Raw genomic sequence first — 18561 nt, forward strand, 5'->3', positions numbered from 1 at the left:
TCCTCGTGGAATCGATTACATGGAGGATTGGAATCGATTACACGGGGGTTGACAAGACCTTGAGACCGGATCGTGATCCTCGGCGGTCGTACCGTGAGGCCGGTACCGCCGCCGCTCGCCCTCTCCTGTTCGCTTTATCCGCCGGTCACGGCTGCGCTTCCGTCGGGCGGTTCACTGCTGTCGACATAGACGACCAGCGTCTGGTCCGGCTGTTCGGCCAGATGGAAAGCGGTGTACGCGTAGTCGATCGCTCCGCGTTGCGGGTGCCGTAGCTGTTTCCGGCCGCTGTGCCGGGCCTGCACCTCGTACTGCGGCCACCACTTCCGCACCTCGGGGCTGCCCTCGTTCAGGTCCTCGATCAGTCGGGTGTACCGAGGGTCGCCGGAATGGCGTGCCGCCAGTGTCCGAAGGCGCCCGAGCAGGCCGCGTGCTTCGGGTTCCCAGTCGACCAGCACGGTGCGGGCAACCGGTTCGAGGAACACCCAGCGGACGAAGTTGGCGGGCCGGCCCGCCTCGGTGATGAGCCCCGGGAACAACTCGTGGGCCGCCTGGTTGTGGCTGAGGACGTCGTAGTTGCCGCCGATGATGTACGCCGGGTTCGGCTGGAGCAGCAGGGGGACGGCGCCCGCCTCGGCCGTCACCGACTCGAGTTCCTCGGTTTCGGCGGCAGGCGCGTGTCCGGCGAGGTGGAGAAGATGACCACGCTCGTGCCGGTCGAGCCGCAGTGCCGTGGCGAGGGCGTTGAGCACCTGCTCGGAGACGCGGATCTCCCGCCCCTGTTCCAGGTACGTGTACCAGGTGGCGCTGATCCCGGCCAGCAGTGCCAGTTCCTCGCGGCGAAGTCCCGGAGTCCGACGGCGGCCGGTGCGGGGCAGGCCCACCTCGTCCGGGGTCAGACGCTCTCTGCGACTGCGCAGGAATTCACTCAGCTGACGGCGTCGGTCCGGCTGTGTGGACATGGCACATAGCACCTTCGGTTCCAGAATAAACACGCTCTGGATACCAGGCTAAACCAGGCGGAGACTGCTGTCCGAGCACGGGCCGCGGCATCACCCACGGCCTCACACGGTCACACCGGCAACCGGCCGTCCAGTGCGCGCGGCTTCCGGACACTCCTCCAGGTTTCGCCGCCGCTCGGCACCCCGGCCCCGGTGCCGAAGACGGAGAGGGCAACAACTCATGTCCGGAATCAAGGGCAAAGTGGTGGCAATCACGGGAGCCGGCAGTGGCATCGGCGAGGCGACCGCGCTGCTGCTCGCCGAACGCGGCGCACGACTCGTCCTCGGCGCACGCCGGTCCGAACGCCTGGCGGACCTGGTCACCCGGATCGAGAAGGCAGGTGGCACGGCCGTGCAGATCCGCACCGACGTGACCCGGCGGCAGGACCTTCAGGCGCTGGTCGCGCTGGCCGGTGAGCGCTTCGGCCGACTCGACGTACTCGTCAGCAACGCCGGGGTCGGCACCGTCTCGCCTCTCGACGATCTGCGCGTCGAGGAGTGGGACCACATGGTCGACGTCAACGTGAAAGGCGTCCTGCACGGGATCGGTGCCGCGCTGCCGGTCTTCCGGGCCCAGGGGAGCGGCCACTTCGTCACCACGGCCTCCACGGCGGCGTTCCGTATCGTGCCGGCCATGGCCGTCTACGCCGGCACCAAGTTCGCGGTCCGGGCCATCTGCGAAGGGCTGCGCCAGGAGGCCGGCGAATCCCTGCGGGTCACCACCGTCTCACCTGGTGCGACTGCGACCGACTTCGCCGAGGCGTCGACCAACAGCCGGGTCAGGGCGGAGATCACGAAGATGCGGGACGCCATCGCGATCCCGCCCGACGCGATCGCCCAGGCCATCGCTTTCGCGATCGAACAGCCTGCGACGGTCGATGTGAACGAGATCGTCGTCCGGCCCACCGCCCAGAGCTGACCTCCCGCTCTTCGGGTGCGGGCACCGGCATCCGCACCCGCGGGACGCATGGCAACGCAGGCCTCCCGGCCCGCGGGTGACCGTGCCACCACGAAGGCTCAACTCCGCCGACTGATTGAGCTTTCCGAGGCGGATCACGTCACGCTGAGGGTCGTCCCCTTCGACCTGGATGGCTTCGCCAAAGCCTCAAGCACGATGACGTATGCGGGCGGCCCGCTGCCGAAGCTGGACACCGTGGTCCGTGATGCGCCCCATGGCTCGGTCCTGATCGATTCCGAGGCTCAGCTCAATACCTACCGAACAAGCTTCCGTAGAGTGGAAGCCGCGTCACTCGAACCCGAACGGTCGCGCGGATTCATCCACAAACTGGAGCAAGAGCTGTGAGGCAACGCATGGACAACTGGCGGAAGTCGTCCTATTCCGGCGAGGGCGACGGCAACAGTTGCGTGGAGATCGCGAACACCCCGACCCACGTAGCGGTCCGCGACACGAAAACCCCCTCCAGGGCTGCCCTCACCTTCCCGGGCCCTGCCTTCACTGCCTTCGTCGAAGCCCTCAAGCAGCCCCCCCTCCACCAACTCCCCTGAGCACTGTCACACCCTCCCGGTACCGTCGGACCCATGCCCACCCAGCCGACACCCCCGGGGACCCCCACAGGCGAGCGACACCTCGCCGTTCTCGAAGGTGTCCTGGAGCGGATCACCTACGCCAACGAGGAGAACGGCTACACGGTCGCCCGTGTCGACACAGGCAGGGGCGGCGGCGACCTCCTCACCGTCGTAGGCGCGCTCCTCGGCGCCCAAGCTGGCGAATCCCTCCGGATGGAGGGGCGTTGGGGCTCGCACCCGCAGTACGGCAAGCAGTTCACCGTGGAGAACTACACGACGGTCCTCCCGGCCACCATCCAGGGCATCCGCCGCTACCTCGGCTCGGGCCTCGTCAAGGGCATCGGCCCCGTCTTCGCCGACCGCATCACCCAGCACTTCGGCATGGACACGCTCCAGATCATCGAGGAGGAGCCGAAGCGGCTGATCGAGGTTCCCGGGCTCGGGCCCAAGCGGACCAAGAAGATCGCCGAGGCCTGGGAGGAGCAGAAGGCGATCAAGGAGGTCATGCTCTTCCTCCAGACCGTCGAGGTGTCCACGTCCATCGCCGTGCGCATCTACAAGAAGTACGGCGACGCGTCGATCTCCGTCGTGAAGAACCAGCCGTACCGGCTTGCCTCCGACGTCTGGGGCATCGGCTTCCTCACCGCCGACAAGATCGCCCAGTCCGTCGGGATTCCCCATGACAGTCCGGAGCGCGTCAAGGCGGGGCTGCAATACGCCCTTTCGCAGGCCACCGACCAGGGCAACTGCTATCTCCCCGAGGAGCGGCTCATCGCCGACGCGGTGAAGCTGTTGCAAGTCGACACCGGACTCGTCATCGAGTGCCTCGCCGAACTCGCCCTCCCGGACGAGGAGTCGGGCGACCCCGGCGTCGTACGCGAAAAAGTCCCCGGACCCGACGGCGACTCCGAACCCGTCACCGCCGTCTACCTCGTCCCCTTCCACCGCGCCGAACTCTCCCTCGCCGCCCAGCTCCGCCGCCTCCTGCACACGCAGGCCGACCGTATGCCCGGCTTCCACGACGTGGCCTGGGACAAGGCCCTGGGGTGGTTGAAGGGGAGGACCGGAGTGGAGCTCGCACCCGAGCAAGAAGCCGCCGTGCGGCTCGCGCTCACCAAGAAAGTCGCGGTTCTCACCGGTGGGCCGGGTTGTGGCAAGTCCTTCACCGTGCGCTCGATCGTCGAGCTGGCCCGTGCCAAGAAGGCCAAGGTCGTCCTCGCCGCCCCAACCGGCCGTGCCGCCAAGCGACTTGCCGAACTCACCGGGGCCGAGGCATCGACCGTCCACCGGCTGCTGGAGCTGAAGCCCGGGGGCGATGCCGCCTACGACAAGGACCGCCCCCTGGACGCGGACCTGGTCGTGGTCGACGAGGCCTCCATGCTCGACCTCCTCCTCGCCAACAAGCTCGTCAAAGCCGTACCCCCGGGAGCCCACCTCCTCTTCGTCGGCGACGTGGACCAACTCCCCAGCGTCGGCGCCGGCGAGGTGCTGCGGGACATGCTGGCCGACGGCGGTCCGATCCCGGCCGTACGCCTCACGCGCGTGTTCCGCCAGGCCCAGCAGTCCGGCGTGATCACCAACGCGCACCGGATCAACTCCGGCCAGCACCCCGTCACCGACGGCATGAAGGACTTCTTCCTCTTCGTCGAGGACGACACGGAGGAGGTCGGGCGGCTCACCGTGGACGTGGTGGCGCGTCGGATTCCGGCCAGGTTCGGGCTCGACCCGCGCCGGGACGTGCAGGTGCTCGCGCCCATGCACCGGGGCCCGGCCGGCGCGGGGAACCTCAACGGACTGCTCCAGCAGGCGATCACGCCCGGTCGGCCGGATGTCTCCGAGAAGCGGTTCGGCGGGCGGGTCTTCCGGGTCGGCGACAAGGTCACGCAGATCCGCAACAACTACGAGAAGGGCGCCAACGGGGTCTTCAACGGCACGGTCGGCGTCGTCACCTCACTCGACCCGGTGGACCAGCGCCTCACCGTGCTGACGGACGAGGACGAGGAGGTTCCGTACGAATTCGATGAACTGGACGAGTTGGCGCACGCGTATGCGGTGACAATCCATCGTTCGCAGGGGAGCGAGTACCCGGCCGTGGTGATCCCGGTCACCACGAGCGCGTGGACGATGCTTCAGCGGAACCTGTTGTATACGGCCGTCACCCGGGCGAAACAGCTGGTCGTGCTGGTCGGATCGCGCAAGGCGATCGGACAGGCCGTGCGTACGGTGTCGGCGGGACGGCGGTGCACGGCACTGGACTTCAGGCTGGTCGGCGGTTGAACGGGCCGTCCGCCGCGGGTGGTTGACCTCAGGATGTCCGTAGCGCGACAAGAGTGGCGAGCCGGCGGCGAGTGCCCCGGCGCCTCAGCGCGGCGAACGCCGACAGTTCACTGCGCATCGCCAGTAGACACAGGTCCCACTCCTCCTCGCTGTCGTACGGGTAGTACGCCGAGCCGGGGAACTCCTCGTCGCTGACGATGACGGGTTGCTTCCAGGCGTCCGAGCGATACGGCCCGACCTGCCTCCTGGTGCGGCGCAGCAGGATCTTGTACGACTCGGCGACGAGCGGGGAATCCAGACACAGCACCGCTTCGTAGTAGCGACGCCGTGCGGCACTGGCACTAAGCAGCTCGGAGATACGGGCGCGCGTGGCCGCGTCGGGCCCTTCCCTGCGTCGTATGAGATACGGGGTCTGTTCGTACTCGCGGATCGCCTCCAACGCGGAGGCGAAGACCTCGGCCCGACGCTCCCGTCGTTTCTGATGCTGCGTGATCCAGTAACCGACAAGAGCGATCAGTGCAGCGACAAGTCCTGTCAATAACGAGGTCAATTCAGAGACTTTCATGAGTGCCCCGCTGCTCTGCGTGAGTGCACGTCCCTCACGGTCGATACGACCTTCATACTGGGCGGACTACCACTCTTGGTGCCCACATCAAACGCGTCAATGGAGATCGTTTGTCAGCCATAGGTGAGAGCCCTATCGACTGCCGTCCTGGCTGGCCGTTCGATGTGCTCGAAGAATACGGACTGCCGTGCGACGCGGAGGTCTGCTCCGCGGCCGCCGCGCGAGTGGCCCCCGTACCGCTGGAGGCGCTGCTGGATCCGGCGACCGCCGCGGACTCGGTCGGGGCGGCCTGGAAGGCGGTGCTGGAGCACAAGAGGCTGAAGCTGGAACCGGCCGATCTGGCAGTCCTCCTCCTCGTGCACCGCGCTCTGCACATCGACCCGGATCGAGCGGATGTCTCCCTGCGGTCCGCCTTCGCGAAGTTCTCGCGGGACAAGACCTGGTTCGAAGTCCATTTCCGGCTCGCCGGAACCCTCTACCGGATGGCCATGGACAAGCTCAACGAAGGCCCCCAGGAGGAGGGGTACGAGGTGGCCCGCCGGATCTTCCGGGCGGCGCTGACCGAGGGCGAGGTGATCGAGGGAGCACTGCACCTGGTTCCTTTCCCCGCCGCCAAGTTGAAGATATTCCACGGAATTCGTGGTGTCGCGAGCCTGATTCTGGCGCGAAGGGACGCCGACGCACCCGAACTCCTCGAATACGCGGACAACCAGTTGGCGTTGTCGCAGAAGTACGACGACACGACAGCCGAGCACTTCCGTTACCACCTCGAAGTGAAGGTACGCCGCTTCGATCTGCTGCTGAGCCGGGCGCGCGGCGGCCGCTCACCGGCGAGGCCGGGCGACGAGAACCTGGCGACCGCACTCGCGGCCGAACTGCTAGGCGAGGCGGAGGACCTGCTCGACCTCGCCGCGGACCTCGAACACCACTCCAGGGAACTGGCCGTCGCCGATGGAGACGTGGCATTCCGCTGGGGTGTCCACCTGCTCGGTACCGCTGACCGCAGTGGAGCCCTCGGCGAGTTCGAGCGCAGCGTCGCTGCCTATGAGACGGCCGCGGAACGGCCCGCCACCACCCGGGCCTGTCCCGACCCGGTTCTCGCACTGCTCCGGGGCCAGGCACGGTTCCGGGTCCATGTGGGCAGGCAGGTGACGGGGACCGAGGACGCGCCGGCCGAGAGCTGCCTGGACGCGGCGATCGACGACCTCGCCATCGGCGCGGGCGTCATCGACTCGGCGTCCTACCCGTACGTGCTGCTGTACCGGGCCCGCAACCGGCTGTGGACCACGGACATCGACGGAGCGCTCGAAGACGTCGAGGACGCCCTCACCTATCTCCGCGCGGTCGGCTGGCTGACCGGTGACACCTTGACGGCGCCTCAACCGGTTCGCCCACTGGTCACGAGGATGCTGCGCCTGGCGCGCGTCCACGAGGACGAGGCCGCCCTGCGCCGTGCCTCCGCGGCCGGTGACTGGGACACGGTCGAGCCCCTCCTGGACCGCCTCGCCGCAGTCGATGACGAACTCGTGCACAGTGGCGCGCTGGCCCACGCGGCCCGTCTGCTGTGTTCCGCGCGGGGGCGCGCCGCATCCGCCTCCCGGCTGATGGCTGTCAGCGTCGCGCTGGAGCGGCAGTTGTCACGACTGCGCAGACCTGCCCGGCTGTCGTTCGTCGCCAGCCATGCGGCGACGCTCGCCGTGCTGTCCTTCGGCGACTTCACCGACCTCGACGAGGTGCGGCGGGTCCACGAGCTCTACCAGACCGCCCTGTCGTACGTCACCGACCCCGGCCCCGAGTTGCAGCACCACGCCGGCGTCGCCGCGCTCACCCTCGCCAAGGCGCTCCAGGGCGGGGACGAGGGGGAGCGCGAGCAGGCAGTACAACTGCTGCGGGACGCGTTGGCGTTGTTCGTCCGAACCCTCGGTGACGACACCACCGCCGAACTGGCCGACGCGGAGCAGGCCGTCGGCGAGATGATCGACGCGGTCACCGCCGGATCGGCTGTCCGGGCCGCGCCGCGGGCCGGAGCGCCGACACCCGCTCTCGCCCCCGACGGAGTGGACGCCGGCCTCGACGCAGGTGGCGGCCTGGACGCCGACGGCCTCGGCCTCGGCCTCGACGAACTCGACGACGGCCTCGACAGCGCCTTGGACGGGGACTTCGGTTTCGACAGCGGCCTGGACACTGAGGCCGAGGCGGTGCTCGACGCCCTGGGGGAGTCGTCCCGCCCTCTGGGAACCGGTGCGGCCGAAGAGCCCGCCGCCACCGGCGCGCGGCAGGTCCACCTCGATTGGCTCGCGCGCGCTCCCGAACTGCCTCTCGATCTCCGGCGCGCCGGTCTGGAGAGCCGGATCGGTGAGTGCCACATGCGGCTGCACGGCATCACGGGCACCGATGAGCACGCCGACCGGGCGCTCGACCACTTCGCCCGCAGCCGACGCCGCGGCAACGACAGCCCGAACCTGCTCGGCCTCGTCGGTGACGTTTACTACCGCAAGGGCCGCGACCGCCGGAACGCGACGGACCTGCGCCTGGCCGTCGAGCTCAAGTCGGCCGCACGCGCGCAGGGTTCCCTCAGCCGGGAGAACTGGTCGGTGTCGTGCGCGGCGCACCAGATGCTCTTCACGCTGAGCCGCGCCGAGGAGGACCTCGGCCATGCGATCGCCTACGCGGACGAGGCGACCCGGCTGGCCCCCGGCTGGCCGTGGCCCCTGTTCCAGCTCGCCGAACTGGCTTCGCTGCCGCAGCCCGACCGAGACCGTGCCGCACGGTGGCTCGACGAGCCCGGCATGTCCGAGACACGTCGGCTGGCCCTCGCCGGAGAACGCGGCGAACTGCTTCGCCGGGCCGCCGAACTCGTCATCCGCGACGAGGAGTTCACCCGCTTCGGGATGGGCGGCCGGATCACCGACGCCGTCTACGTCCTCGACGATCCGCACCGCCTGCTGAGCAGTGCCGTGGTCATCAAGGAACGCCTCCGGCAGTGGGCCGACACGGAGCGCGAACTGCTCACCGGCTTCGCCGACTGGACCTCCGCACAGGACCAGGACTGGATCAGGGTGCCGGAGGTGATCGCGACCGTGCCCCTGCCGCCGGCCCGGGTCAGCGGCACACGGGAGGTCGCCCTGGTCCTCCAGCGAGTGTCCGGCCGCCCCGTCAGCGCACTGGTCGCCGACCGGGTGGCGGTCGGATCCGTGGAGACACACCACGACGTCGTGGCCGTCGCCGAACCGGTCCTGCACGCCCTGGCGTCCTTCCACCACTGGAGGGGCCCCGGCCCGGCAGCCGACGGGGACGAGATTCGACGCCGTCTGCACCACCGTATGCGCGACGACCTGCGCGCGCTCGGCCGTACCGTCGAACCACAGGACCTGGTCGCCCTATGGGACGGTATAGCGGGCCTTCCTCTTGTGGGCCAGCGCGACGCCCATGCCGACAACTGGCTGATCCCGGCCGCCCCCGGGCGACCCCGCTGGGTCGCTCCGATCGACCTGGAAGGGCGGGCCTGGCTTCCACTGCTGTTCGAAGTCGCGCAGTTCATGGAGGACTTCGCCCTGCTCCCTGTTGACGAGCGGCACTTCGGCACCTGCCGGGACCTCGCGACCCGTTATCTCGACCGGCTTCCGGACACCGTGTGCCCGTCGGCCCTGCGCGCCGACGCCGAGCTGGTGCGGCGCGGTTTCGAGACGTTCGCTCTCGCCAGAGCGGCGTTCGTGCTCAACCACCTCGACGCCCCGCACCGGGCAAGTGCAGGCATGTCCACCGGCGGCCGCCGCCTCAAACGAGCCCGTCGGGCCCACTGTGAGCAACTCTTTGTCCGACTCGCCAACAGCGACATCACCGAGGTGGCGACCGTGGCGGCACAGGCCGCACGCCCACAGTGAGCCCCGGCCGCCACGGGCGCCGGCCCCGACGCTCACCCGCACGAGAGCCGGGGGTGGTGCAGACACAGCCGTAACGGTCCGGTGTCCCGCCCACCTTCCCGCTTCCTGCGATATACGAATCCCAACGCGTCGACGCCGAGCGGCTCTATCTCGCGGCGGACCGCGGAGCGCAGGATGTCCCGTACGGCGGACTCCTCGTGCAGAGGGCGGAATCCGCAGCCCAGGACCAGTCGCAGGCCGTGCGGAGTGTTCCGCCCGACCTCGACGAACTGGGCCGGCAGCCGCCGCAGGCCGAGACGGGCCAGACGCAGCCCGATGCCATACCCGCGATACTCGGGGACCGTGCCGCAGGCCCCCCATTTCCCGTCGGCCCTGATGTGCGAGCAACCGACCAGCCGTCCGCCGCTGCGCGCCCAGACCAGGAGGCCCGGATGGTCGACCATTCTGCGAACGTGTGTGTCCCGGGGATGACTCAGCCGCCCGTACGCGGACACCAGGATGTCTGCTGCCTCCGTCGTGACATCGGGCAGCAACCGCAGCTCCCTCGCCTCGTGACAACCGACTTCGAGCTGCGGCCCCCGTAAGCGCCCGAACTCCGTGCCCGACGCGTCCGAGAAGAACGCCGTCGCCCGTTCCCACACGGCGTGCGCACGGCCGGGACGCGTGACGTGTTCCTCGACGAGGACCGAGGCGGGCATCACCGCGTGCAGTGCTTCGGCGGTGTCACGGGCCCCCGTACGGTCGTCCGCGTCGGCGACCAGCAGGGTGGGCACCCTCAGTGCCGAGAGTTCGTCGGCGGACGGGGCCGCGAACCTGCCCAGCGCCGCTCCCGCCCCCAAGGACGCCGTCACGGGTGCCAGGAGGACCATCGCGGCGACGGGTGCCGGGCGGTTCGGGTGCTGACGCAGCCAGGCGGCCAACGCACCCAGTACGACTCGAACGCCCGTACTGCGGGCGAAGACGTATGTGTCCGCGCGTTCGTCGAACAGAGTTGTCACCGCCGCGGTGGCGGCCAGCAGGGACCGCGGCCGAGGGCCGGGCGTTCCCGGATCGGGGCACAGGAACGTCACGCCGTTCGCCTCGCAGGCCTTCGCGAAGACGTCCGCCTCTCCGGTGGCGGACTCCGTCGGATCACCGCGGAGATACATCAACTCGGAGGCGTGCGTGGGGTTCTTCAACGCCGTTTTCCCTCTCGTCCAGCGCCCCGCCCGGCCTGTGTCCCGGAAGCCGCGAAGGCCGCGCGCGACCGTTGCCGGGATAGGCTTTCCGCCTGGCGGCGGCCCGACCTCGCGACACGACATCCCGACCGACAACCTGCGTTCGTTGGCCGAACACAGCGGGAAAATGATCGATCAAACGAGTCGCAAAGGTCACACGGGGCTTTCGGAACCCGGGGCGAACGGGGCAGGATGAGCAGGTTGGCGGCACTGAGTGCCGCCGATAGGCCCAATGGTCGACCCCGAGTGCACTCTCCTGCGCCAAATGGGGGATGGTAGAGACAGTCAGGGCAACCTCGAAGAAGAGGCACAACGTCGGTGAGGGATGACGTGAGCGACAACTCTGTAGTACTGCGGTTCGGCGACGGCGAGTACACCTACCCGGTGATCGACAGCACCGTCGGCGACAAGGGCTTCGACATCGGGAAGCTCCGTGCTCAGACCGGTCTGGTGACGCTGGACAGCGGATATGGGAACACCGCCGCCTATAAATCCGCCATCACCTACCTCGACGGTGAGGAGGGCATCCTCCGGTACCGCGGCTACCCGATCGAGCAGCTGGCCGAGCGTTCCACGTTCGTGGAGGTCGCCTATCTGCTGATCAACGGCGAGCTGCCGACCGTCGACGAGCTCACCGTGTTCAAGAACGACATCACGCAGCACACCCTGCTGCACGAGGACGTCAAGAACTTCTACAAGGGCTTCCCGCGCGACGCCCACCCGATGGCGATGCTGTCGTCGGTCGTCTCGGCGCTGTCCACCTTCTACCAGGACAGCCACAACCCGTTCGACGAGAAGCAGCGCAACCTCTCCACGATCCGGCTGCTCGCGAAGCTTCCGACGATCGCGGCGTACGCGTACAAGAAGTCGATCGGCCACCCGTTCGTCTACCCGCGCAACGACCTCGGCTACGTCGAGAACTTCCTGCGCATGACCTTCTCGGTCCCCGCCCAGGAGTACGACCTCGACCCGGTCGTCGTCTCCGCGCTCGACAAGCTGCTGATCCTGCACGCGGACCACGAGCAGAACTGTTCGACCTCCACGGTCCGCCTCGTCGGCTCCTCGCAGGCCAACATGTTCGCCTCGATCTCGGCCGGCATCAACGCGCTGTGGGGCCCGCTGCACGGCGGCGCCAACCAGTCGGTCCTGGAGATGCTGGAGGGCATCCAGGCCAACGGCGGCGATGTCGACTCCTTCATCCGCAAGGTGAAGAACAAGGAGGACGGCGTCCGCCTGATGGGCTTCGGCCACCGGGTGTACAAGTCCTTCGACCCGCGCGCGAAGATCATCAAGGCCGCCGCGCACGACGTCCTCTCGGCCCTCGGCAAGTCCGACGAGCTGCTGGACATCGCGCTCAAGCTCGAAGAGCACGCGCTGTCCGACGACTACTTCGTCTCGCGCAACCTCTACCCGAACGTCGACTTCTACACCGGTCTGATCTACCGGGCCATGGGCTTCCCGACCGAGATGTTCACGGTCCTGTTCGCCCTGGGCCGCCTCCCGGGCTGGATCGCCCAGTGGCACGAGATGATCAAGGAGCCCGGTTCGCGTATCGGGCGCCCGCGTCAGATCTACACGGGCGTTGTCGAGCGGGACTTCGTGCCGGTCGAGGGTCGCTAGACGCTCCGCGAACAGCTCCGCTGGGTCCGTTGTCTGTTGGGTGCGGGCCCGGTGGGGGTTGGGCGCGCCCACGCGGCGGAGCCGCATATCGATGCAGCCCCGCGCCCCTAAAAGCCCAAAAACGCCGGTGCTGCAAGCAGGCGCCCCTTTGACTCCCTCGCCTCACGTGGCGAGTGAGCCGAAGGGGCGCGTCTGTGTCGAGAGGCCGAGCGCGCGGAGGCCCGAAGGGTCGAGCACGGTCGGCCTCTCGACACAGACTTCTGCGCCCCGGAGGCGAACCGAGCCTTAAAAAATGGGGAGAAGGCGCCCTGCCGACGGTCCCCCCACGGGCCGGCGTACAGGGCGCCTTCCCATGTCCCGGTGCGGATTCCCCCCACGGGATCCGGCCGGGCGCCTTTGAGAACCAGCGCCTGAATCGCTGTCGTGCCGAAGCTCGGTGAAACTGAGCTTCGTCGAACTGAGCAGAACGAGCAAAACTCCTCGTACTACTGGGTGGAACCAGTGATGTGTGCGATCTGCCGGGACATCGCACGACGGGAGGGCCGCTCAAAGCTCCCCGGTGTACGTGTCCCGGCAACGCATCTCTGAGGAAGTCCCCCAAGACATCCTCAGATGCCAGTTCGCGCCCCCCAAGACGCTTGCTGACATCGTCAACTTAGACCTTCGAACCCCTTCGATGGTTACGTTCACATCACTGTGATCTGCGTCTCTTGCATATGTCCGTTAGATGCGCAAGAGCCCCGATGTCGCGGTCGGGACCCCAGCGTAAGGATGATGCGCGAGGCTTGTGAAGAGCTTATGTGAGGCCGTCGCCGGTCTCTAGAGGGACTCTTACTTCAGGTCCCAGTAACTCCCGGTAACTTTGCGGAACTTCAGCGAAATGTCCTAAGTCGCAGGCTGTTGGTGACCACGAACACCGAGGAGAAGGCCATCGCGGCCCCCGCGATCATGGGGTTCAGCATGCCCGCGGCGGCCAGCGGAAGCGCCGCCACATTGTATCCAAAAGCCCATACGAGGTTGCCCTTGATGGTGCCGAGGGTCCTCCGGGACAGCCGGATCGCGTCCGCGGCCACCCGCAGGTCCCCTCGCACCAGGGTCAGATCGCTCGCCTCGATCGCCGCGTCCGTCCCGGTGCCCATCGCGAGCCCCAGGTCGGCCGTGGCGAGCGCGGCGGCGTCGTTGACCCCGTCGCCCACCATCGCGACGGTCCGCCCCTCGCCCTGGAGTCGCCGTACGACGTCGACCTTGTCCTCGGGCAGCACCTCGGCGACGACGTCCCCGGGGGAGATGCCGACCGCCGCGGCCACCGCTTCCGCCACCGCGCGGTTGTCGCCGGTCAGCAGCACCGGGGTCAGCCCCAGCGCCCGCAGTTCGCGCACGGCCTCGGCGCTGGTCTCCTTGACCGCGTCGGCGACCGCGACGACCCCGCGCGCCTTCCCGTCCCAGCCGACCACCACGGCCGTACGTCCGCCGCTCTCGGCCTCGGAGCGGACGCGGGCCAACTCCTCCGGAAGCTCGTCGAAGAGGCGCCCCACGGCCACCTCACGGCCCTCCACGCGCCCGCGCACGCCGCGGCCGGGCACGTTCTCGAAGTGCTCGACGGGCGGAAGCGCGCCGACGCGCTCCTCCGCGCCCGCCGCCACCGCGCGCGCCACGGGGTGCTCGGAGGCGTGCTCCAGGGCGCCCGCGAGCCGCAGCAGCTCGTGCTCGTCGGTGCCTTCGGCGACGTGGACCTCCTGGAGGGTCATGCGGCCGGTGGTGATCGTGCCGGTCTTGTCGAGGACGACCGTGTCGACGCGGCGGGTGGACTCCAGGACCTCGGGGCCCTTGATCAGGATGCCCAGCTGGGCGCCGCGCCCGGTGCCGACCATGAGGGCGGTCGGGGTGGCCAGGCCCAGCGCGCACGGGCAGGCGATGATCAGCACGGCGACGGCCGCGGTGAACGCGGCGGCCGTGTCGCCGGTGACCGCGAGCCACGTACCGAACGTGCCGAGCGCGATCAGCAGCACCACCGGCACGAAGATCCCGGAGATCCGGTCGGCGAGCCGCTGCACCTCGGCCTTGCCGTTCTGCGCGTCCTCCACCAGCCGTGCCATGCGCGCGAGTTGGGTGTCCGAACCGACCCGGCTCGCCGCCACGACCAGTCGCCCGCCGGCGTTGACGGTCGCGCCGGTGACGGTGTCACCCGGTGCCACGTCCACCGGTACCGACTCGCCGGTCAGCATCGACGCGTCGACCGCCGAGACGCCCTCGACGACGGTGCCGTCGGTCGCGATCTTCTCCCCGGGCCGTACGACGAAACGGTCCCCGACCGCCAACTCGGCCACCGGGACCCGTACTTCACGACCGTCCCGCAGGACCGCGACGTCCTTGGCGCCCAACTCCATGAGCGCGCGCAGGGCCGCGCCCGCCCGTCGCTTGGAGCGGGCCTCCAGATAGCGGCCCAGCAGGATCAACGCGACGACTCCGGCGGCCACTTCGAGGTAGATCGTCGAGGCGCCGTCCGTGCGCGAGACGGTGAGTCGGAACTCGTCGTGCATGCCGGCCATGCCCGCGTCGCCCCAGAACAGCGCCCACAGAGACCAGCCGAACGCGGCCAGCGTGCCGACCGAGACGAGGGTGTCCATGGTGGCGGCGCCGTGCCGGGCGTTGGTGAACGCGGCCCTGTGGAACGGGAGTCCGCCCCAGACGACGACCGGCGCGGCCAGAGTGAGCGCGAGCCACTGCCAGTTGTCGAACTGGAGGGCCGGGATCATGGAGAGGAGGACCACGGGCAGTGCCAGGAGGGCCGAGACGGTCAACCGGTCGCGCAGGGCGCCGAGTTCGGGATCGTCCTCACGGGCCGGTGCCTCCGGCTCCGGCGGCGCGGGTTCCTCCGCGGTGTACCCGGTCTTCACCACGGTCGCGATGAGGTCGGCGACCTGGATGCCCGCCGGGTAGCTGACTTTCGCCTTCTCCGTCGCGTAGTTGACGGTGGCGGTGACGCCGTCCATGCGGTTGAGCTTCTTCTCGACGCGGGCCGCGCAGGAGGCGCAGGTCATCCCGCCGATGAGCAGCTCGACCTCGGCCGCTTCGGGGGCCGGGGTTATGGGTGTGTCTGCTGTGGTGCCGATCGTGGTGGTGCTGGTCATGTCCGGACTCCAGACATCGGACCGGACCGCGCGGAGCCAGTATCAGCTGGTCGGCACGGCCCGGTCGGAGACAACGGAAGTGTCGTACCGGTGCTGATTCAGGCCTGGCCGACGAGCTCGAAGCCGGCCTCGTCGACGGCCGCGCGCACGGCCTCGGCGTCGAGCGGGGCGGCCGACACGACGGTGACCTCGCCGCTCGACGCGACGGCCTTCACCGAGCTGACGCCGGGCAGCCCGGAGATCTCGCCGGAGACGGAGCCCTCGCAGTGCCCGCAGCTCATCCCGCTCACCTTGTAGACGGTGGTGACGGAACCCTGGGTGTCGGTCTGGGCGCTCATGTCGTTCTCCTCGTGGAGGCGTGTGGAGGCAGTTGGGGTCGGAGTGGCCCACGGTGGCTCACTCTGGAACCCAGAGTATACCCCTAGGGGGTATTTCTCCAAGAGGGGTCGCGGCGGGCCAGCGACCGCACCCAGCCGACGCCGAGCAGCGCCACGAGGGCCATCCCGCCCACCGAGAACATCGTGAAGAGGTGCTCCTGCTGGTCGGTCGGCCGGGGGATGTACCCCTGGGCGAACAGGTGCCTGTCCAGGCCCGCGCCCGAGAGTCGGGCCACCAGCCAGATCGCGATGCCGTGCGTCGAGTCCCACAGGGCGTGCAGCACCGAGACGCCGAGATACGTTCCGACGACCGACCCGGTGAAGCGGAAGCGGCCGTTCAGCTGCCGGTAGGAGAGCAGGACCGCACCCGCGACCGCCGTCCACAGGCCGTGCCCGAAGGGCGCGAGGACCCCGCGCAGGATCTCGGTCTCCAGGAGCGCGCGCAGATCGATGCCCTTGGTGGAGACGGCCGCGTTGAAGGCGTACCCGGCGCTCTCCAGGGCCGCGAAACCGAAGCCGACCGTCGCGCCCAGCACCAGCCCCGCGCGGATCCCGTGCAGCCGCGGCTGCCGGCGCAGCACGAACATCAGCGCCCCGAGCTTCGCGGCCTCCTCGATCAGCCCGACGCCGACGAACATCCCCAGGGAGGGGTGCAGCAGGTAGTACTCCATCACCGAGGCGCCCAGGACCCCGAGCGTGCCGCCGGTCAGGAAGCAGCCCAGGATGACGCTGACGCCGAGGTCGCGCCCGTGCCGCTCGTACGCCCACAGGACGAAGGTCACCGGCACCAGGAAGCTGCCGAGCAGGATCAGCGTCGGCAGCAGGGTGGTGTTCCGCGTCTCGTACGTGACCAGCGCGGTCAGCGCCCACAGCGCCAGCCCGCCGCCCAGACAGTGCTTCCACAGGCCGGTGCGGATCTGGGGGTACGTCGGCGGCGGCTGCTGCGGCCCGGGGATACGGGCCCGGGGCGCGCCGGGCGGCGGAGAGTAGGTCACGGCAAATCCCCTCGTACTTCTACAGGGCAGATTTACCGGCACTTTATGGTAGATACGCCTCATGTCGCAGTCCGGGACGCTCGTCCTGATCATGGCCATCGCCGTACTGGCACCCCTGCTGGCCTACGGGATCGGCCGGTGGCTCCCGGTCCCGCTGGTCATCTTCGAGATCCTGCTGGGCATCCTCGTAGGACCCGACGTACTCGGCTGGGCGGGCGACGGACAGGTGATCGACACCCTGTCCGACCTCGGTCTGACGATGCTGATCTTCCTCGCCGGGTACGAGATCGAGTTCGACCGGATCCGCGGCGACACGCTGAAACGGTCGGTACGCGCGTGGCTGATCTCCCTCGCGCTCGGCCTCGCCCTGGCCACCCTCATCGCCGGCTGGTCCAAGGGCGTCTACGTCGGTACGGCCCTCACCAGCACCGCCCTGGGCACGGTCCTGCCGGTCCTGCGCGACGCGGGGGACCTGCACTCGCGCTTCGGCTCCGTGATGCTGGCGTTCGGCGCGGTGGGGGAGTTCGGCCCGGTCATCGCCATGGCCCTGCTGCTCAGCGGGCGCGCGCCCGGCCGCTCCACGGCCCTGCTGGCCGCGTTCGCGCTCCTCACCGCCGGGGCGGTGTGGTGGGCGCTGCGCCCGCGTCCGCCGTGGTTCTCCCGGGTGATCGCCAAGACCCTGCACAGCAGCGGCCAGTTCGCCGTACGGCTCGTGGTGCTCCTCCTGGCGGTGATGCTGGGCATCGCCCAGGTCCTCGGCCTCGACACCCTCCTGGGCGCCTTCGCCGCCGGCCTGATCACCCGGCTGGTGCTGCACGGCGCCGCCCCGGAGAGCGCGGGTTCGGTCCTGGAGAAGGTCGAGGCGATGGGCTTCGGCTTCCTGGTGCCGGTGTTCTTCGTGGTCACCGGCATCGAGTTCGACCTGGACGCCCTGCTGTCAGGGGGGCACGCCCTGCTGCTCCTCCCGGTGTTCCTGGCGCTGTTCGTCCTCGTCCGCGGCCTTCCGGTGTACGTCCTCGCCCCGCGCGATCTCCTGCGACGGGACCGGCGCGCGCTCACCCTCCTCGCCTCCACCGCGCTGCCCCTGGTCGTCGCCATCACCACCATCGGGGTCGACGACAAGGTCCTGAAGTCGGCGGACGCGGCGGCGCTGGTCGGCGCGGCGATGGTGTCGGTGCTGGTGTTCCCGCTGGTCGCGCTGCGGATGCGGGGCGAGCGGGCGGGGGCGGCCGAACGGGCGGAAGGGGCCGTCAGGGGGTCCGAGTCGTGGTGAGGTCCGCGGCGGCCCGGGGGTCCCTGTACTCGGCGAGCAGCGGTTCCAGATAGCGGATCAGGACGTTCTTCAACTCCCGGATGTACGCGTCGCGTTCGTCGCCCTCGTGGGAGAGGACCAGCTCCAGGCCGGCCTTGTAGAGGCCCAGGCACAGGTGCGCTGTACGGGTGACGTCGGCAGCGGGGGCGCCGGGCAGGAACGCGGCGATGAGCGCCTCGACCTGGCCGAGCAGGTGCGCGTGCAGCGCGTCGTGCTCCTCGGTCAGCCGGCCGGGGATGTCCGGGCCGTGCATCAGGGCGAAGAACACCGGGTGCTGGCAGCTGAAGGCGGTGAAACGGTCGACGACGGTGCCGATCGCCTGCTCCAGCGGGGTCGCCGGGTCGACCGCGGCGAGCGCCTCGCCGGTGGTCTCCCGCATCTGGTGGATGAGCCGGTCGCCCAGCTCGATCGCGATTGCTTCCTTGTTCGGGAAGAACTGGTAGAGCGTGCCCGGTGAGACGCCGGCCTCGCGGGCGATGGCGTTGGTGCTGGAGGCCGTGTAGCCCGTCGTGCAGAAGACGTTGGCGGCGGCTTCCAGCAGCTGGGCGATGCGGCGCTCGCCGCGGGCCTGGCGGCGGGGGCCGGCCTTCTCCTGGTCCACGGACACGAGTTATCCCCAGCTCTCCGAACGGCGTTGACAAACGCGAGCGGTCACTCG

General features: G+C 69.2%; 13 protein-coding genes and 1 pseudogene. 7 read left to right on the top strand and 7 right to left on the bottom strand.

The annotated features are described in order from the left end of the window. Positions 1 to 134: 134 nt before the first annotated feature. Entirely contained in the window at positions 135 to 959 is an 825-nt protein-coding gene (locus tag ACQHII_RS30950; protein WP_427922361.1) for a helix-turn-helix transcriptional regulator, read from the bottom strand. Between the two features lie 220 nt (positions 960 to 1179). Between ACQHII_RS30950 and ACQHII_RS30955 the strand changes: the two genes are divergently transcribed. The 4 genes and pseudogenes from ACQHII_RS30955 (at position 1180) to recD2 (ending at position 4802) form a co-directional block, all read left to right on the top strand. Continuing rightward, entirely contained in the window at positions 1180 to 1917 is a 738-nt protein-coding gene (locus tag ACQHII_RS30955) for an SDR family oxidoreductase (RefSeq protein ID WP_427922362.1), read from the top strand. A 78-nt stretch (positions 1918 to 1995) separates the two neighbouring features. Continuing rightward, positions 1996 to 2301 (top strand): annotated as a pseudogene (locus ACQHII_RS30960) (Scr1 family TA system antitoxin-like transcriptional regulator); the annotation flags it as partial. An 8-nt stretch (positions 2302 to 2309) separates the two neighbouring features. Continuing rightward, a complete protein-coding gene (locus ACQHII_RS30965) occupies positions 2310 to 2504 on the top strand; it encodes a DUF397 domain-containing protein (protein ID WP_427925444.1) in 195 nt (64 codons plus the stop codon). A 33-nt stretch (positions 2505 to 2537) separates the two neighbouring features. Continuing rightward, positions 2538 to 4802 carry an SF1B family DNA helicase RecD2 gene (gene recD2 / locus ACQHII_RS30970; protein WP_427922363.1) on the top strand — a complete coding sequence of 755 codons (2265 nt, stop codon included), beginning with the start codon at positions 2538 to 2540 and terminating at the stop codon, positions 4800 to 4802. A gap of 28 nt (positions 4803 to 4830) precedes the next feature. Here the strand turns inward: recD2 and ACQHII_RS30975 are convergent, their stop codons facing one another. Then, positions 4831 to 5352 (bottom strand): hypothetical protein, encoded by a 522-nt coding sequence (locus tag ACQHII_RS30975; RefSeq protein ID WP_427922364.1) that lies wholly within the window; start codon positions 5350 to 5352, stop codon positions 4831 to 4833. Between the two features lie 179 nt (positions 5353 to 5531). Between ACQHII_RS30975 and ACQHII_RS30980 the strand changes: the two genes are divergently transcribed. After that, positions 5532 to 9251 (top strand): hypothetical protein, encoded by a 3720-nt coding sequence (locus tag ACQHII_RS30980; RefSeq protein ID WP_427922365.1) that lies wholly within the window; start codon positions 5532 to 5534, stop codon positions 9249 to 9251. Positions 9252 to 9283: 32 nt separating this feature from the next. On the opposite strand, the gene ACQHII_RS30985 is transcribed toward ACQHII_RS30980, so the two are convergent. Next, positions 9284 to 10429: a hypothetical protein gene (locus ACQHII_RS30985; protein ID WP_427922366.1), complete on the bottom strand. Its 1146-nt coding sequence runs from the start codon at positions 10427 to 10429 to the stop codon at positions 9284 to 9286. Between the two features lie 369 nt (positions 10430 to 10798). On the opposite strand from ACQHII_RS30985, the gene ACQHII_RS30990 reads away from it, so the two are divergent. Then, on the top strand, positions 10799 to 12088 hold the full coding sequence (locus ACQHII_RS30990) for a citrate synthase (protein WP_019065715.1): 1290 nt from the start codon (positions 10799 to 10801) through the stop codon (positions 12086 to 12088). Between the two features lie 872 nt (positions 12089 to 12960). On the opposite strand, the gene ACQHII_RS30995 is transcribed toward ACQHII_RS30990, so the two are convergent. The 3 genes from ACQHII_RS30995 to ACQHII_RS31005 form a co-directional block, all read right to left on the bottom strand. Continuing rightward, positions 12961 to 15219 carry a heavy metal translocating P-type ATPase gene (locus ACQHII_RS30995; RefSeq protein ID WP_427922367.1) on the bottom strand — a complete coding sequence of 753 codons (2259 nt, stop codon included), beginning with the start codon at positions 15217 to 15219 and terminating at the stop codon, positions 12961 to 12963. A gap of 98 nt (positions 15220 to 15317) precedes the next feature. Beyond that, on the bottom strand, positions 15318 to 15557 hold the full coding sequence (locus tag ACQHII_RS31000) for a heavy-metal-associated domain-containing protein (RefSeq protein WP_427922368.1): 240 nt from the start codon (positions 15555 to 15557) through the stop codon (positions 15318 to 15320). A gap of 83 nt (positions 15558 to 15640) precedes the next feature. Next, positions 15641 to 16591 carry a PrsW family intramembrane metalloprotease gene (locus ACQHII_RS31005; RefSeq protein WP_427922369.1) on the bottom strand — a complete coding sequence of 317 codons (951 nt, stop codon included), beginning with the start codon at positions 16589 to 16591 and terminating at the stop codon, positions 15641 to 15643. Positions 16592 to 16652: 61 nt separating this feature from the next. Between ACQHII_RS31005 and ACQHII_RS31010 the strand changes: the two genes are divergently transcribed. Further along, a complete protein-coding gene (locus ACQHII_RS31010; RefSeq protein WP_427922370.1) occupies positions 16653 to 17864 on the top strand; it encodes a cation:proton antiporter in 1212 nt (403 codons plus the stop codon). On the opposite strand, the gene ACQHII_RS31015 is transcribed toward ACQHII_RS31010, so the two are convergent. Then, on the bottom strand, positions 17842 to 18510 hold the full coding sequence (locus tag ACQHII_RS31015) for a TetR family transcriptional regulator (RefSeq protein ID WP_427922371.1): 669 nt from the start codon (positions 18508 to 18510) through the stop codon (positions 17842 to 17844). The two genes, ACQHII_RS31010 and ACQHII_RS31015, sit on opposite strands and share 23 nt — an antisense overlap. Between the last annotated feature and the right edge of the window lie 51 nt (positions 18511 to 18561).

The sequence above is a fragment of the Streptomyces sp. cg40 genome (assembly GCF_050320165.1).
In the GTDB taxonomy this organism is placed as follows: domain Bacteria; phylum Actinomycetota; class Actinomycetes; order Streptomycetales; family Streptomycetaceae; genus Streptomyces; species Streptomyces hokutonensis.

Bases quoted from the DNA above. Each gene is read 5' to 3' on its own strand.
- ACQHII_RS30950 (WP_427922361.1), bottom strand. From the start codon at position 959: ATGTCCACACAGCCGGACCGACGCCGTCAGCTGAGTGAATTCCTGCGC.
- ACQHII_RS30955 (WP_427922362.1), top strand. From the start codon at position 1,180: ATGTCCGGAATCAAGGGCAAAGTGGTGGCAATCACGGGAGCCGGCAGT.
- ACQHII_RS30965 (WP_427925444.1), top strand. From the start codon at position 2,310: ATGGACAACTGGCGGAAGTCGTCCTATTCCGGCGAGGGCGACGGCAAC.
- recD2 (WP_427922363.1), top strand. From the start codon at position 2,538: ATGCCCACCCAGCCGACACCCCCGGGGACCCCCACAGGCGAGCGACAC.
- ACQHII_RS30995 (WP_427922367.1), bottom strand. From the start codon at position 15,219: ATGACCAGCACCACCACGATCGGCACCACAGCAGACACACCCATAACC.
- ACQHII_RS31000 (WP_427922368.1), bottom strand. From the start codon at position 15,557: ATGAGCGCCCAGACCGACACCCAGGGTTCCGTCACCACCGTCTACAAG.
- ACQHII_RS31010 (WP_427922370.1), top strand. From the start codon at position 16,653: ATGTCGCAGTCCGGGACGCTCGTCCTGATCATGGCCATCGCCGTACTG.